This is a genomic window from Mycobacterium sp. (assembly GCF_035314905.1).
In the GTDB taxonomy this organism is placed as follows: domain Bacteria; phylum Actinomycetota; class Actinomycetes; order Mycobacteriales; family Mycobacteriaceae; genus Mycobacterium.
In genome coordinates this window covers 1-14,444 of the sequence record NZ_DATFYW010000072.1, presented here as the reverse complement: position 1 = coordinate 14,444, position 14,444 = coordinate 1, and the positions used below count along the sequence as shown (strand labels likewise).

The 14,444-nt window shown below is 68.0% G+C and carries 18 protein-coding genes; 14 read left to right on the top strand and 4 right to left on the bottom strand.

The features are described from left to right. Window positions 1-2 precede the first annotated feature (2 nt). From rpmJ to truA, 7 genes are all read left to right on the top strand, one after another. Entirely contained in the window at window positions 3-116 is a 114-nt protein-coding gene (gene rpmJ, locus VKG81_RS05650) for a 50S ribosomal protein L36 (protein WP_003879483.1), read from the top strand. A 168-nt stretch (window positions 117-284) separates the two neighbouring features. After that, window positions 285-659, top strand: coding sequence for a 30S ribosomal protein S13 (gene rpsM / locus VKG81_RS05645; protein ID WP_324390512.1), 375 nt, complete (start codon window positions 285-287; stop codon window positions 657-659). 3 nt (window positions 660-662) lie between these two features. Then, window positions 663-1,088, top strand: a complete 426-nt coding sequence (gene rpsK, locus VKG81_RS05640; RefSeq protein ID WP_324390510.1) for a 30S ribosomal protein S11 — start codon at window positions 663-665, stop codon at window positions 1,086-1,088. A gap of 15 nt (window positions 1,089-1,103) precedes the next feature. Continuing rightward, complete coding sequence (rpsD, locus tag VKG81_RS05635) at window positions 1,104-1,709, top strand: 30S ribosomal protein S4 (RefSeq protein ID WP_324390508.1); 606 nt, start codon at window positions 1,104-1,106, stop codon at window positions 1,707-1,709. Between the two features lie 99 nt (window positions 1,710-1,808). Then, window positions 1,809-2,858 carry a DNA-directed RNA polymerase subunit alpha gene (locus tag VKG81_RS05630; RefSeq protein ID WP_324390506.1) on the top strand — a complete coding sequence of 350 codons (1,050 nt, stop codon included), beginning with the start codon at window positions 1,809-1,811 and terminating at the stop codon, window positions 2,856-2,858. A gap of 12 nt (window positions 2,859-2,870) precedes the next feature. After that, the gene (gene rplQ / locus VKG81_RS05625; RefSeq protein WP_324390504.1) at window positions 2,871-3,404 is read left to right on the top strand and encodes a 50S ribosomal protein L17; all 534 of its coding nucleotides are present in this window, start codon (window positions 2,871-2,873) and stop codon (window positions 3,402-3,404) included. A gap of 4 nt (window positions 3,405-3,408) precedes the next feature. Further along, window positions 3,409-4,305, top strand: coding sequence for a tRNA pseudouridine(38-40) synthase TruA (truA, locus tag VKG81_RS05620; protein ID WP_324390502.1), 897 nt, complete (start codon window positions 3,409-3,411; stop codon window positions 4,303-4,305). Here truA and VKG81_RS05615 read toward each other — a convergent pair whose 3' ends face one another. Continuing rightward, the gene (locus tag VKG81_RS05615; protein ID WP_414685174.1) at window positions 4,306-5,001 is read right to left on the bottom strand and encodes a cutinase family protein; all 696 of its coding nucleotides are present in this window, start codon (window positions 4,999-5,001) and stop codon (window positions 4,306-4,308) included. 59 nt (window positions 5,002-5,060) lie between these two features. Then, a complete protein-coding gene (locus VKG81_RS05610) occupies window positions 5,061-5,717 on the bottom strand; it encodes a cutinase family protein (RefSeq protein ID WP_324390501.1) in 657 nt (218 codons plus the stop codon). Between the two features lie 212 nt (window positions 5,718-5,929). On the opposite strand from VKG81_RS05610, the gene VKG81_RS05605 reads away from it, so the two are divergent. Next, window positions 5,930-6,388, top strand: a complete 459-nt coding sequence (locus tag VKG81_RS05605; RefSeq protein ID WP_324390499.1) for a DUF3237 domain-containing protein — start codon at window positions 5,930-5,932, stop codon at window positions 6,386-6,388. Window positions 6,389-6,395: 7 nt separating this feature from the next. Here the strand turns inward: VKG81_RS05605 and VKG81_RS05600 are convergent, their stop codons facing one another. After that, window positions 6,396-6,584 (bottom strand): hypothetical protein, encoded by a 189-nt coding sequence (locus VKG81_RS05600; protein WP_324390497.1) that lies wholly within the window; start codon window positions 6,582-6,584, stop codon window positions 6,396-6,398. A gap of 947 nt (window positions 6,585-7,531) precedes the next feature. On the opposite strand from VKG81_RS05600, the gene VKG81_RS05595 reads away from it, so the two are divergent. The 4 genes from VKG81_RS05595 (at window position 7,532) to glmM (ending at window position 10,267) form a co-directional block, all read left to right on the top strand. Then, entirely contained in the window at window positions 7,532-7,921 is a 390-nt protein-coding gene (locus VKG81_RS05595; RefSeq protein WP_324390495.1) for a hypothetical protein, read from the top strand. 12 nt (window positions 7,922-7,933) lie between these two features. Further along, a complete protein-coding gene (rplM, locus tag VKG81_RS05590) occupies window positions 7,934-8,377 on the top strand; it encodes a 50S ribosomal protein L13 (RefSeq protein WP_324390493.1) in 444 nt (147 codons plus the stop codon). Further along, window positions 8,374-8,820, top strand: a complete 447-nt coding sequence (gene rpsI, locus VKG81_RS05585) for a 30S ribosomal protein S9 (RefSeq protein WP_324390491.1) — start codon at window positions 8,374-8,376, stop codon at window positions 8,818-8,820. The genes rplM and rpsI overlap by 4 nt, the downstream gene beginning before the upstream one ends. A 109-nt stretch (window positions 8,821-8,929) precedes the next feature. After that, the gene (glmM, locus tag VKG81_RS05580) at window positions 8,930-10,267 is read left to right on the top strand and encodes a phosphoglucosamine mutase (RefSeq protein WP_324390489.1); all 1,338 of its coding nucleotides are present in this window, start codon (window positions 8,930-8,932) and stop codon (window positions 10,265-10,267) included. 55 nt (window positions 10,268-10,322) lie between these two features. On the opposite strand, the gene VKG81_RS05575 is transcribed toward glmM, so the two are convergent. After that, window positions 10,323-11,174: a hypothetical protein gene (locus tag VKG81_RS05575; RefSeq protein ID WP_324390487.1), complete on the bottom strand. Its 852-nt coding sequence runs from the start codon at window positions 11,172-11,174 to the stop codon at window positions 10,323-10,325. Between the two features lie 54 nt (window positions 11,175-11,228). Between VKG81_RS05575 and glmS the strand changes: the two genes are divergently transcribed. Beyond that, window positions 11,229-13,097, top strand: coding sequence for a glutamine--fructose-6-phosphate transaminase (isomerizing) (glmS, locus tag VKG81_RS05570; protein ID WP_324390485.1), 1,869 nt, complete (start codon window positions 11,229-11,231; stop codon window positions 13,095-13,097). A 100-nt stretch (window positions 13,098-13,197) separates the two neighbouring features. Next, window positions 13,198-14,444, top strand: a 1,247-nt coding sequence (locus tag VKG81_RS05565; protein ID WP_324394874.1) for a bifunctional ADP-dependent NAD(P)H-hydrate dehydratase/NAD(P)H-hydrate epimerase, incomplete at its 3' end; no start/stop codon positions are given.

The following is a 14,444-nucleotide window of genomic DNA, read 5'->3' as shown; positions in this document are numbered from 1 at the left end:
CCGTGAAGGTGAACCCGAGCGTCAAGCCCATTTGCGACAAGTGCAGGGTGATCCGTCGGCATGGGCGGGTCATGGTGATCTGCTCCGATCCACGCCACAAGCAGAGACAAGGCTGAGCCAGGCTTCCGCAAGGACCCGGCCGGCCACCAACCACAACTCAATGCAGAAGTCCCAGTACCACTGAGCGGACGAGCCGCTCATCGACGCCCGGAACGGAGGCCGGGCCCCGTGTAGTCGGGAGCGGATTGGGACCAGACCTCCGCGGAGAAAAGGAACACTGCCCGATGGCACGCCTTGTGGGCGTCGATCTGCCGCGCGACAAGCGGATGGAGATCGCGCTGACCTACATCTACGGCATCGGCCGTACCCGTTCGAACGAGATCCTCACCGCCACCGGCGTCGACAAGGAAATGCGCAGCAAGGACCTCACCGAGGACCAGCTGACCCAGCTGCGTGACTACATCGAAGCCAACCTCAGGGTGGAGGGCGATCTGCGCCGAGAGGTGCAGGCCGACATCCGCCGCAAGATCGAGATCGGCTGCTACCAGGGCCTGCGGCACCGCCGCGGCATGCCGGTGCGCGGCCAGCGGACCAAGACCAACGCGCGTACCCGCAAGGGCCCGAAGCGCACCATCGCAGGCAAGAAGAAGGCCAGGTAATCAATGCCACCCCAGAAGCGCACCGGCGGCGCCCCCAAGAAGGGCCAGAAGGCCCAGAAGGGCCGCCGCCGCGAGAAGAAGAACATCCCGCACGGCGCCGCGCACATCAAGAGCACGTTCAACAACACGATCGTGTCGATCACCGATCCCCAGGGAAACGTCATCGCCTGGGCGTCGTCGGGCCACGTCGGCTTCAAGGGCTCGCGCAAGTCGACGCCGTTCGCTGCGCAGCTGGCCGCGGAGAACGCCGCCCGCAAGGCGCAGGAGCACGGCGTGCGCAAGGTCGACGTGTTCGTGAAGGGCCCCGGTTCGGGCCGCGAGACCGCGATCCGCTCGCTGCAGGCCGCCGGCCTGGAGGTGGGCGCGATTTCCGACGTCACGCCGCAGCCGCACAACGGCTGCCGTCCGCCCAAGCGGCGCCGGGTCTAGGAGGGAAGCAGACTCATGGCTCGTTACACCGGACCCATCACCCGCAAGTCGCGGCGGCTGCGCGTCGACCTCGTCGGCGGCGACCAGGCGTTCGAGAAGCGTCCCTACCCGCCCGGCCAGCACGGCCGCGCGCGGATCAAGGAGAGCGAATACCTGATGCAGCTGCAGGAGAAGCAGAAGGCCCGCTTCACCTACGGTGTGATGGAAAAGCAGTTCCGCCGCTACTACGAGGAGGCGAACCGCCACACCGGCAAGACCGGTGAAGCGCTGCTGCAGATCCTCGAGAGCCGGCTGGACAACGTGGTCTACCGCGCCGGATTGGCGCGCACCCGGCGGCAGGCACGCCAGCTGGTCAGCCATGGCCACTTCCTCGTCAACGGCGTGAAGGTGAACATCCCCAGCTACCGGGTGTCGCGGTACGACATCATCGACGTGCGGGACAAGTCGCTCAACACCCTCCCGTTCCAGATCGCGCGTGAGACGGCCGGCGACCGGCCCATCCCGGGCTGGCTGCAGGTGATCGGGGAGCGCCAGCGCATCCTGGTCCACCAGCTGCCGGAGCGGACCCAGATCGATGTGCCGCTCGCCGAGCAGCTCATCGTCGAGTACTACTCGAAGTAAGGCTTCCTGAGCCGTCCCGATGGCGGCTCGGGGGAACCTCCCCGCTTGCGGGAGACACTCGGCATCAAATAGCGGATGCCGTGAAGGAGGAACGAAGAAATGCTGATTTCTCAGCGACCCACTCTGTCCGAAGAGGCCATCGCCGACAACAGATCCTGGTTCGTGATCGAGCCGCTCGAGCCCGGCTTCGGCTACACCCTCGGCAATTCGCTGCGGCGCACGCTGCTGTCGTCGATTCCCGGCGCCGCGGTCACCAGCATTCGCATTGACGGTGTGCTGCACGAGTTCACCACCGTGCCGGGCGTCAAGGAAGACGTCACCGACATCATCTTGAACCTCAAGGGCCTCGTCGTGTCGTCCGAGGAAGACGAACCGGTCACGATGTATCTGCGCAAGCAGGGCCCCGGCGCCGTCACCGCGAGTGACATCGTGCCGCCCGCCGGCGTCACGGTGCACAACCCCGACATGCACATCGCGACGCTGAACGAGAAGGGCAAGCTCGAGGTCGAGCTGGTCGTCGAGCGCGGTCGCGGCTACGTGCCCGCCGTGCAGAACAAGGCTTCGGGCGCCGAAATCGGCCGCATCCCCGTCGATTCCATCTACTCGCCGGTGCTGAAGGTGACCTACAAGGTCGAGGCCACCCGTGTCGAGCAGCGCACCGACTTCGACAAGCTGATCCTCGACGTCGAAACCAAGAACTCGATCGGCCCCCGCGACGCGCTGGCGTCGGCGGGCAAGACGCTCGTCGAGCTGTTCGGTCTGGCCCGTGAGCTCAACGTCGAGGCCGAAGGCATCGAGATCGGCCCGTCGCCGGCTGAAGCCGACCACATCGCATCGTTCGCGTTGCCGATCGACGACCTGGACCTGACGGTGCGGTCGTACAACTGCCTCAAGCGCGAAGGCATCCACACGGTCGGCGAGCTCGTGGCGCGCACCGAGTCGGACCTGCTGGACATCCGCAACTTCGGCCAGAAGTCCATCGACGAGGTGAAAGTCAAGTTGCACCAGCTCGGCCTGTCGTTGAAGGACAGCCCGGCGGGCTTCGACCCGTCCGAGGTCGTCGGCTATGACGCCACCACCGGCACCTGGTCGGACAACTCGTACGACATTGACAACGACCAGGACTACGCCGAAACCGAACAGCTCTAAGGAGAGTCAGCAATGCCCAAGCCCACCAAGGGCCCTCGCCTCGGCGGGTCGTCCTCGCACCAGAAGGCGCTCCTGGCCAACCTGGCTACGTCGCTGTTCGAGCACGGCCGGATCAAGACCACCGAGACCAAGGCCCGGGCGCTGCGGCCGTACGCCGAGAAGCTGATCACCCACGCCAAGAAGGGCACATTGCACAACCGGCGTGAGGTGCTCAAGAAGATCCGTGACAAGGACGTGGTGCACGCGTTGTTCGCCGAGATCGGGCCGTTCTTCGCCGATCGCAACGGTGGCTATACCCGCATCGTCAAGGTCGAGGCGCGCAAGGGGGACAACGCACCCATGGCCGTCATCGAGCTGGTGCGGGAGAAGACGGTGACCTCGGAAGCCGACCGCGCCCGCCGGGTAAGCACGTCCAAGAAGGCCGCTCCGGCCGAGGCTCCCGCGGCTGAAGAGGCCGTCGCCGAGGAGGTGCCGGCGGCAGAGGAAACGACGGAAGGCTCGGGGACCGCGCAGAACGACGAGGCTGCGGACGCCGACAAGTCCTGACGGCATGAACGACTCCTCCGCACGCGGGAGGGGCTCCGTGCCCGCCACCGACTCCGGTGGCGGGCATGTTCGTCTTCGGCTCGATATCGCCTACGACGGAACCGATTTCGCCGGCTGGGCGGTGCAGGCCGGTCAGCGCACCGTCGCGGGTGTGCTGAACGACGCGCTGTCGACGGTGTTCCGCGTGCCGGCGCAGCTATTCGCCGCCGGGCGCACGGACACCGGCGTGCACGCTACGGGCCAGGTTGCCCACCTCGACGTCCCGGCGGGCGTGCTGAAGAACGCCTACCCGCGGTCCCGGCGTTCCGGAGACGCCGAATTCCTCGCGCTTGTGCGGCGTCTCGCCCGCTTCCTGCCGGCTGACGTCCGGGTGCGTGAGATCACCCGCGCGCCTGCCGGTTTCGACGCACGATTCTCGGCTTTGCGCCGCCACTACGCATACCGGTTGTCCACCGCGCCGTATGGAGTGGAGCCGCAGCTGGCACGGTATGTGACGGCATGGCCGCGAGCACTGGACGTCGACCTGATGGCGGAGGTATCGAAACAGCTTGTCGGGCTCCGTGATTTCGCCGCTTTTTGTCGATACCGCGAGGGTGCCACCACGATTCGGGATCTGCAGCGTTTTGACTGGACCCGCGACGGCCACCTGATCACCGCGCACGTCGCCGCCGACGCGTTCTGCTGGTCGATGGTGCGCTCGTTGGTGGGGGCGCTGCTCGCCGTCGGCGACGGCCGCCGCAGCCCTGACTGGTGCGCCGGACTGCTCACGCTTGCGCGGCGGTCCAGCCACTTCGCCGCCGCACCGGCTCGGGGGCTGACACTGATCGGCGTGGACTACCCGCCCGACGATCAGCTCGCCGCGCGCACGCTGGTAACCCGCGACCTGCGCGTGGCGGAGTAATCACTGCAGCTTGCCGGCAACGAAGTCGGCGGCCTGGTTCACCATGCCTGCCTGGATATACGAGTTGGCGAGGTGTTGCGGCCAGTTGTTCTGCCAGGTGTTCGGGTCGGCCGGGTTGCAGATGGGATCGGCGCCGTGACACAACTCGATGGTCCTGTCGCTGTAGACCGGGTTGAAGTTCGTGATGGGGCCCACCCATTGACTTCCGTTGCCGAACAGTGCGACCGCGGCGATGTGCTGATCGCTGCCCTGTGGCAGGGGATTGTTGAAACCGAACATGGGGGCAGGAACCGCGAGCACCACGTCGGTGACCGCCGCGCCGAGCGAGTAGCCCCCCACCACCAGGCGCGTGTTCGGGCAATTGTTGGCCATGTACTGGATGTGCTGGCTCATATCGTTGGCGCCCTGATCCACCTGGGTGTCGGCGGGGTAGTTGACCGCGTAGACACCGATGTTCTTGCTGACCCTGGATCGCAGCGCGCTGACGAAGGCGTTGCCCAGGATGCCGGTCCCCGGTGACTCCAGGCGACCTCGCGCGAACACGACTTCGACATCAGGGCAGGAGGCGGCGGAGGCTGATTCGGCCGCGCCAGGTTGGCCCGCGGGGATCACCACCGGCGCTGTCAGCAGCATTGCCGCGATCGGAAGCGTGGCAAGGCAGCCGATCAGAAATCGACGACCCGGTAAATCGCTCACATATCGATGTTAGCGATCTGCGGCGGGTATGGCCGCCCGGTTGTTTGCCAGGTGTCTGGCTAGACCAATCCGGCAACATAGTTCGCGGCCTGGCTCGTCATGCCCGATTCGACGTACAGGCTGTGGGCGCTGCGGTCCGTGCCGTTGGAGCAGACCGGGTCGTTGCCGTTGCACAAGTCGATCGCCTTTCCGCCGTACTGCGGGCTGAGGCTGCTCAGCGGGCCGCCAAGTATCCGGTAGGACGGATTGCCGAAGACCGCGACCGCGGCCACAGCCTGCGCGACGTCGGGGGTCGCCGGTCCGTTGAAGCCGACACTCGGCATCGGGGCGCCGGCGACGAGGTCCATCACGTAGGCGCCCTGCGAGAAGCCGCCCAGCACCAGCCTGGTGTTCGGGCAGTTGGCGGCCATGTAGCTCAAGTGGCCGGTCACGTCATTGGCGCCCGCGGCGGCATGCAGGACGTTGAGCGTGGCCGGGTAGTCGACCGCATAGACGCCGACGGACCTGCCCCCCACCCTCGAGCTCAGCGAGTTGACGAAGGCCTGCCCGACGCTCCCGACGCCGGGAGGTTCGCCGGTCCCGCGGGCGAAGATGACCTCGACGTCCGGGCATCCATCCGCTGACGCCGACGGGACGGGTGCGGTCAACAAACACCCGAACATCAGGGCGGCGGCAGCAAGGCAACTGGCAATCTGGCGTGCGCTCACGACGTCCATGCTGGCACATCGACGTCGACGCACCGCAAACATGGTTGCCCGCATATCGGGTGACGGGGCGCCGCGCCGGTCTGCGGCAGTGGTAATGGCTTCAGCGGCTTGAACTTCGCGGGGTAAGCACCGCCATCGCCGATGAGGTTGTCGGTACTGAACCCGGCGACATATCGTGAGAAGGCTCCGAGCGTTCAACACCGGGCAAGGTAGGTGTCGGGATGAGTCTTGAACTCGAGCGAGAGTTCTCCTTCTGGGTGGCGCTCAAGCCGCTGGTGGACTTCGGGCCCGGGCCATTCGGCCAGCGGGTGTACGCGGAGGTCACCGAGGGGCGGGCGACGGGCAAGCGCTTCAACGCGAAGGCGTTCGGCGGCGGTGGTGACTGGATACTCGCCGGTCCGGACGGCTACGGGCGCATCGACGTGCGCCTGCAGTTCGAGACCGATGACGGAGCACGCGTCTATGTTCAGTATTTCGGCCTGTTGGAGCTCAACCAGGCAGTCATGGGGGCGATGGCCGGTGGCAGCGGAACCGCCTACGAAGACCAGTACTTCCGCATCACGCCCCGCATCGAGACAGGCGACGAGCGTTATGCCTGGATGAACCGCAGCGTGTTCGTCGCGCGGGGGCACGTCGTCGAGGGCTCGAAAGTCGAATACGAAGTCTTTCGAGTGCTTTGACGGCTGCTCAGGCCAGCAGTGCCCGTGCCCGCGCCAACTCGGGCCACGTGCTGTCCCCGGGAAACAAGCCCACCGCCTCGACAACGGAACGCTTTGCCGCCGGGCCGCGCAACGCGAAGTCATCAAGGGCAGCCCGCAGTTCGAAGACGACCGCCTCCTGCCGGCGCGCAAGCGCGATCGCTGCCGCCAAATCCATACGGCGTGCCTCCGCGTCGGCATGCGTTGCGGCGCGGAGCCGAAGCAATTCCGCGTCGTAGTAGTGCTGGCCCGTTTCGTCCGCAAGCCGAAGGCCGGCGTCGGTGCGATCTCGACCAGTGCCTCCTGGAGCCGGCCAGTTGCAACCAACAGCCGCGCGATGTGGCCGTCAAACGACGTAGGTAACCCTTGGCCCCCAGGAAGCGGCACGCCTCTATCCAGGCGGTCAGTGTGGCAATGCTCTCCGATACGCCGGACTCTTTCAGTTGGTCAGAGTCCACCGCAGCGGCCGCGGTGGCGTCGCTCCTGAGGGCAGTGCCCAGAGCAACCCATTGATCGAAGCCGTGGTGCTCGGCGCGTCGCGTCATGTCGACGGCCAACTCGACGGCACGCTCGAATCGACCGGCCTCCATCGCGATCCAGACCTCGACATACCGCGTGTAGCACAGGCTGAACGGCCCCTGCGGGAAACCGAGCTCGTCAGCCCGCTCAACGCAGCGCTCGACCGCTGCATCCGCTCCGGCGAGATCGCCACGTACCCAACGCGAATGCGCAAGACCAGTGAGTGTCAGAACAACCGGATCGTAGGGCATGAACCACTCAGCTTCGACGTCGCGCTGATCCCGGGAAGCAATCAGGGCGGCGGCTTCTTCCAATTGCCTGCTGGCGTGGACGAATTCGCCGCGCAGCCAAGACAGCGTGCCAGAGCCTCCAATGTTCTCTGGTCGCCACCATTCACGTCCTCCATCAACGCCGATTCGCAGCGATTCCACAACCTGCTGCGCTCGCACAAGGTCGGCACGACCGACGTAGTAGGGCGAATATCGCCATCAAGGTCGCAAACAACTCGTCGGCATTGGGGTCGGTTCCGGCCAGCTTCAGGCAGCGTTCGAAATCGGCCGCGGTCTCGGGGCTTCCCGCGCCCCCGGCGGCCGACGCGAGGAATCCGTGACGCAACCGCAGCTTCACCTCGCGACGGTCGCGTTCGGAACTCGGGGGGAGGTGGCCCACCTGGGTAAGCGCGCGCGACAGGTGCGCCCCCGCCTCATCGAGCGCACCGCGACGGCGGGCGGTCGCGGACGCCTGCTGGTACGCAGACGCAGCCTCCTCAAAGCGATGAGCGCGTTCAAGGGCCCGACCATCCGCGCCGGGACATGGCTGGGGCCGCTCGTGCCTTCTCGCGGGCATTTTGACCAGCGCATACGTGCGCCGGTAAGCTGTCGGGTCGGCGTGCGGTACGCCAAGGGGCTCGGGTCAACGTCGGTCGCCGAGAACCACCCCCACCGTCGACGCCTGACCGGCACCCGGGTCGCACCGGGATCCAACCCGAGAGAATAGAAGGTAAGCGCTGTGCCCACGTACACGCCGAAGGCGGGTGACACCACGCGGTCGTGGTACGTCATCGACGCCACGGACGTCGTGCTCGGCCGGCTCGCCGTCGCGGCGGCAACGCTGCTGCGCGGCAAGCACAAGCCGACGTTCACACCCAACGTCGACGGTGGCGACTTCGTCATCGTCATCAACGCCGACAAGGTCGCCATCAGCGGCGACAAGCTGCAGAAAAAGTTCGCCTACCGCCACTCGGGTTTCCCCGGTGGCCTGCGGGCGCGCTCGATCGGCGACCTGATGCAAAAGCACCCCGACCGCGTCGTGGAGAAGGCAATCGTCGGGATGCTGCCCAAGAACCGGCTGGGCCGACAGATCCAGCGCAAGCTGCGCGTATACGCCGGGCCCGACCATCCGCACAGGGCCCAGCAGCCGGTTCCTTACGAGATCAAGCAGGTGAGCCAGTGACTCAGTCCGTAGAGCAGACCGCCGACTCCACCGAAGCCCGCGAGCCCGTCGTCGTCGACCGGCCGATTCAGACCGTCGGCCGGCGCAAGGAAGCCGTCGTGCGGGTGCGTCTGGTGCCCGGCACCGGCAAGTTCGACCTCGACGGGCGCACGCTGGAGAACTATTTCCCCAACAAGGTGCACCAGCAGCTGATCAAGGCACCGCTGGTGACCGTCGACCGGGTCGACAGCTTCGACATCTATGCCCACCTGGCCGGGGGCGGCCCATCCGGGCAGGCCGGGGCGCTGCGGCTGGCGATAGCCCGCGCGTTGATCCTGGTGCAGCCGGAGGACCGGCCCGCGCTGAAGAAGGCCGGCTTCCTGACCCGGGATCCGCGGGCCACCGAGCGCAAGAAGTACGGGCTGAAGAAGGCCCGCAAGGCGCCGCAGTACTCCAAGCGCTGACCCGGCGCCTACAGCACGGCGGTCTCGTTCGGGTTTCGGTTCGGCTGCCTTACGGCGGATTACCTCGTCGGTTGTGTCTTCGGGTACCGGGTATGAGAAGTTTGTGCCCATGGGTCGACTGTTCGGCACCGACGGCGTTCGCGGGGTCGCCAACCGCGAGCTGACCGCGGAGCTGGCACTTGCCGTCGGAGCCGCGTCGGCTCGCCGCCTTGGCCGCTCCGGTCGCTCGCGTCGCCGCGTCGCGGTGATCGGCCGCGATCCGCGCGCCAGCGGTGAGATGCTCGAGGCCGCGGTGATCGCCGGCGTGACCAGCGAAGGCGTGGACGCGCTGCGGGTCGGCGTGCTGCCGACCCCCGCCGTGGCCTACCTGACGAGCGCTTATGACGCCGACTTCGGCGTGATGATCTCCGCGTCGCACAACCCGATGCCCGACAACGGCATCAAGGTGTTCGGCCCCGGGGGCCACAAGCTGGACGATGCCACCGAGGAGCGCATCGAGGAACTGGTCTTCGCCGACCCCGGCACCCGGCCCATCGGCGCGGCCCTCGGTCGCGTCGTTGACGCCGAAGACGCGACCGAGCGGTACCTGCGGCACGTCGGCAAGGCCCTGACCACCCGGCTGGACGGCCTGACCGTCGTCGTCGACTGTGCGAACGGCGCCGCGTCGGCCGCCGGTCCGCGCGCGTACCAGGCCGCAGGCGCCCGGGTGATCGCGATCAACGCCACGCCGAACGGCCTGAACATCAACGACCGCTGCGGATCCACCCACATCGAGGCACTGAAGGCCGCTGTCGTGGCGTACGGCGCCGATCTGGGCCTGGCCCACGACGGTGACGCCGACCGCTGCGTGGCCGTCGATGCGACCGGACAGGTCGTCGACGGCGACGCGATCATGGTCATCCTCGCGCTGGCGATGAAGGAGGCCGACGAGCTGCCGGCCAACACGCTGGTGGCCACCGTGATGAGCAACCTGGGTCTGCATCTGGCGATGCGTGCTGCGGGCATCGAGGTCCGCACCACCACGGTGGGGGACCGCTATGTGCTGGAGGAGCTGCGGGCCGGAAACTACGCATTGGGCGGGGAGCAGTCCGGGCACATCGTGATGCCGTCGCTGGGCACGACAGGCGACGGCATCGTCACCGGCCTGCGGCTGATGTCGCGGATGGCACATACCCGCACACCTCTGCGGGAGCTCGCGTCAGCGATGAACACGCTGCCGCAGGTGCTGATCAACGTCGAGGTCGAGGACAAGGCGACCGTCGCGTCTGCGCCCTCGGTGCAGGCGGCGGTCGCCGACGCCGAAGCCGAGCTCGGCGACACGGGCCGGATCCTCTTGCGCCCGTCGGGAACCGAGCAGCTCGTGCGCGTGATGGTGGAAGCACCCGACGAGGACACCGCCAAACAGGTGGCCCTGCGGGTGGCGAACTGCGTCAGCGAACAGGGATAACGGAGAACCGCAGAAAGGGCCGCGATGTCGAAACGATCGACCGTCGACGGCGGCGTCACTTCAGCAACGCGACGATCTTCTCCTCCGGCTTGGCAGGCTCCAACGGCTCCTCGAGCTTCTCCGTTCCCGGTAGCACAGCCTCGGGATCAGCGAACTCGCGGTAGGTCTTGGCCCCGGTGAGCTCGTAGAGCAAGAACCCGGTCAGCAGCGCCCGGACCGTCTTCTGCGTCTTTCGGTTCGGACCCGGGAGCCCGAAGATCCGCGAGAGCCGACGGCCCTCCGCGAAGCCGCCGGGCTTGGCCTTACCGACCACCCGCAGCACCGCACCCTCCCACGCCCGCGACAACTCCAGCGCATTCGAGCGCAGGTTCGCCGGATCACCCGGTGCGCCTAGCACCAGCCCCGGCATGGCCAGCCGCGCGGCGACCTCCTCGGCAGGCGGCCTGGTGATCGCCGGAAACACCGCGGCAACCGCCTTCGGTGCGAAGCCCGGCTTCCCAGACCGCTCAGCGGCCGTCAACACGGCCGCCGAGCCACCGAAACCGTGACCCACCACGCCGAGCTTCGTCGGGTGCACGCGGATCCTGCCCGGACCCAACCGCACCCCGGCGATGATGTCGAGCGTGCTGCCCAGGTCGTAGGCCAGGCGTGGCGCTGACGGCGCGAGCCCGCGCTCGGTGTCCGGGGCGGCGGCGACGATTCCCCAGGACGCCAGGTGCTCAAGCGTGCCCAGGTAGCGGTCGACGCCGGTGAGCCAATCGTGGCCGAATGCGATCCCCGCCAGATTCGACCCCGACTCCGGGGTGTACACCACGCCCGGCAGGCCGGCAAAGGCCAGGTCACCGCGCAAAACCTTGTGCGGACCGCGGCGGGTCAAAGCGCTGAACAGCTTGCGTGTCCGGGCCATGTGTGAACCGTAGCTGACGGCGGCTCACCCTCGGCTGCACTACCCTGGTCACCTATGTGTGGAATTGTCGGCTACGTCGGGCAGCGTTCTGCCTGCACTGTCGTGGTCGACGCGCTACGGCGCATGGAGTACCGCGGCTACGACTCGGCCGGCATCGCCCTGGTGGACGCCGACGGCGGGCTGACGGTCCGGCGCCGCGCCGGGCGGCTCGCCAACCTCGACGATGCGCTGCGGTCCAGCGGCCAGGCGGCCCTGCACGGCCACACCGGCCTCGGCCACACCCGCTGGGCCACCCATGGTCGTCCCACCGATCGCAACGCTCATCCCCACCGCGACGCGGCCGGCAAAATCGCGGTCGTCCACAACGGGATCATCGAGAACTTCACGACGCTGCGCCACGAGCTTGAAGGCGCCGGCGTCGAGTTCGCCAGCGACACCGACACCGAGGTGGCCGTCCACCTCGTGGCCCGGCAATACCGGCACGGCGACACCGCCGGCGACTTCGCCGCCTCCGTGCTGGCCGTGCTGCGCCGGCTGGAGGGCCATTTCACGCTGGTGTTCGCGAACGCCGACGAACCCGGCACCATCGTCGCGGCGCGCCGCTCCACCCCGTTGGTGCTCGGCGTCGGCGACGGCGAGATGTTCGTCAGCTCCGACGTGGCCGCGTTCATCGAATACACCCGTGACGCCGTCGAGCTGGGCCAGGACCAGGCGGTGGTGATCACCGCCGACGGCTACCGCATCACCGACTTCAACGGCGACCCGGACGACGCGAGTGCTCGCCATTTTCATATCGACTGGGACCTGTCGGCCGCCGAGAAGGGCGGCTACGAGTACTTCATGCTCAAGGAGATCGCCGAGCAGCCCGCCGCGGTGTCCGACACCCTGCTGGGCCACTTCGTCGACGGCCGCATCGTCCTCGACGAGCAGCGGCTCTCCGACGGCGAGCTGCGCGAGATCGACAAGGTGTTCGTCGTCGCGTGCGGCACGGCGTACCACTCCGGGCTGCTGGCCAAATACGCGATCGAGCACTGGACACGGCTCCCTGTCGAAGTTGAGCTGGCCAGCGAGTTTCGCTACCGCGACCCGGTGCTGGACCGCAGCACGCTGGTGGTGGCGATCTCGCAGTCCGGCGAGACGGCCGACACGCTGGAGGCGGTGCGGCACGCCAAGAAGCAGAAGGCGAAGGTCCTGGCGATCTGCAACACGAACGGATCGCAGATCCCGCGAGAGTGCGATGCGGTGCTCTATACCCGTGCCGGGCCGGAGATCGGGGTCGCGGCGACGAAGACCTTCCTCGCCCAGATCGCGGCGAATTACCTCGTAGGTCTGGCCCTGGCACAGGCGCGCGGTACGAAGTACCCCGACGAGGTGGCACGTGAGTACCGGGAACTCGAGGCCATGCCGGACCTGGTGGCCCGGGTACTGGCCGACCTTCGGCCCGTCGTCGAGTTGGGCCGGCGGTTCGCCTCGGCCTCGACGATCCTGTTCCTCGGCCGCCACGTCGGCTACCCCGTCGCACTCGAAGGCGCGCTGAAGCTCAAAGAACTGGCGTACATGCACGCGGAAGGGTTCGCCGCCGGCGAGCTCAAGCACGGCCCGATCGCGTTGATCGACGACGGTATGCCGGTGATCGTCGTGATGCCGTCGCCGAAAGGCGCGTCCACGCTGCACGCCAAGCTGCTGTCGAACATCCGCGAGATCCAGGCCCGCGGCGCCGTCACGATCGTGATCGCGGAGGAGGGCGACGACACGGTCCGGCCCTACGCCGACCACATCTTCGAAATACCGACGGCGACAACGCTTTTCCAGCCGCTGCTGTCGACAATCCCGTTGCAGGTGTTCGCCGCGTCGGTGGCCCAGGCCCGCGGCTACGATGTCGACAAGCCGCGCAATCTGGCCAAGTCGGTCACCGTCGAGTAGCCGCGACAGTCAAAGGATTGCGACTGTCGCCCGGCGTGTCGCCGAAGTGGATTCGGCGTCGGCGCACTGGAATGCCCATCGGCATGGAATCCTGGCACAGGTGCGGCACTACTACTCCGCCGACGAGATCCGGGCAGCCGAAGCGCCGCTGCTCGCCAGCCTGCCCGACGGTGCGCTGATGCGTCGCGCGGCATACGGGCTTGCGACGGTGATCGCTCACGAGCTCAAGGCCCGCACCGGCGGGGTGTCGGGGCGGCGGGTGTGCGCCGTCGTCGGCTCCGGAGACAACGGCGGCGACGCGCTCTGGGCGGCGACGTTCCTGCGTCGCCGCGGTGCCTGCGCCTTCGCGGTGCTGCTCAACCCCGAACACGCCCACCACAAAGCGTTGGCAGCGTTCACCCGCGCAGGCGGGCGCGTCGTCGACAGCGTCCCCGAGGGAACCGACCTGGTGATCGACGGCGTCGTCGGCATATCCGGTTCCGGCCCCCTGCGCCCCGCGGCCGCCGAGGTGTTCGCGGCCGTCGACGCCGCCGGAATCCCAGCAGTGGCGGTCGACATCCCAAGCGGCGTCGATGTCGGGACCGGCGCCACAACCGGGCCGCATGTGCACGCCGCGCTGACCGTCACGTTCGGTGGGCTGAAACCCGTTCACGCCCTTGGTGAATGCGGTCGCGTCGAACTCGTCGACATCGGCCTCGACCTGCCGGAAAGCGACCTGTCGGGGTTCGAGGCGGCCGACGTCAAAGCCCGCTGGCCGATGCCCGGACCCCACGACGACAAGTACACCCAGGGTGTCACCGGCATTCTGGCCGGGTCGGCGACCTACCCGGGTGCGGCGGTGCTGTGCACCGGCGCGGCGGTCGCGGCCACGTCGGGCATGGTCCGCTATGCGGGAACCGCCGCCACGCAGGTGCTTTCGCACTGGCCCGAGGTCATCGCGTCAACCAGCGCCGAGACCGCCGGACGGGTCCAGGCCTGGGCGGTGGGGCCGGGCCTGGGCACCGACGAAGCCGGCGCCTCGGCGCTGTGGTTCGCCCTCGACACCGACCTGCCGGTGATCGTCGACGCCGACGCGCTGACGATCCTCGCCGCGCATCCCGATCTCGTCACCTCACGGCAAGCGCCGACGGTGCTGACCCCGCACGCCGGCGAGTTCGCCCGGCTGGCGGGGGCGCCGCCGGGCGCGGACCGCGTCGGCGCGACCCGCGAGCTCGCGGACCGGTTCGGCGCGACGGTGCTGCTCAAGGGCAACGTCACCGTCATCGCCGACCCCGGCGGCCCGGTCTACCTGAACCCCGCCGGGCAGTCCTGGGCCGCCACGGCCGGTTCGGGCGACGTGCTGTCCGG

Bases quoted from the DNA above. Each gene is read 5' to 3' on its own strand.
- VKG81_RS05605 (WP_324390499.1), top strand. From the start codon at position 5,930: ATGAGTCTTGAACTCGAGCGAGAGTTCTCCTTCTGGGTGGCGCTCAAG.
- VKG81_RS05610 (WP_324390501.1), bottom strand. From the start codon at position 5,717: ATGGACGTCGTGAGCGCACGCCAGATTGCCAGTTGCCTTGCTGCCGCC.
- truA (WP_324390502.1), top strand. From the start codon at position 3,409: ATGAACGACTCCTCCGCACGCGGGAGGGGCTCCGTGCCCGCCACCGAC.
- glmM (WP_324390489.1), top strand. From the start codon at position 8,930: ATGGGTCGACTGTTCGGCACCGACGGCGTTCGCGGGGTCGCCAACCGC.
- glmS (WP_324390485.1), top strand. From the start codon at position 11,229: ATGTGTGGAATTGTCGGCTACGTCGGGCAGCGTTCTGCCTGCACTGTC.
- rplQ (WP_324390504.1), top strand. From the start codon at position 2,871: ATGCCCAAGCCCACCAAGGGCCCTCGCCTCGGCGGGTCGTCCTCGCAC.
- VKG81_RS05575 (WP_324390487.1), bottom strand. From the start codon at position 11,174: ATGGCCCGGACACGCAAGCTGTTCAGCGCTTTGACCCGCCGCGGTCCG.
- rpsD (WP_324390508.1), top strand. From the start codon at position 1,104: ATGGCTCGTTACACCGGACCCATCACCCGCAAGTCGCGGCGGCTGCGC.
- rpsM (WP_324390512.1), top strand. From the start codon at position 285: ATGGCACGCCTTGTGGGCGTCGATCTGCCGCGCGACAAGCGGATGGAG.
- rpsK (WP_324390510.1), top strand. From the start codon at position 663: ATGCCACCCCAGAAGCGCACCGGCGGCGCCCCCAAGAAGGGCCAGAAG.
- VKG81_RS05600 (WP_324390497.1), bottom strand. From the start codon at position 6,584: ATGGATTTGGCGGCAGCGATCGCGCTTGCGCGCCGGCAGGAGGCGGTC.
- VKG81_RS05630 (WP_324390506.1), top strand. From the start codon at position 1,809: ATGCTGATTTCTCAGCGACCCACTCTGTCCGAAGAGGCCATCGCCGAC.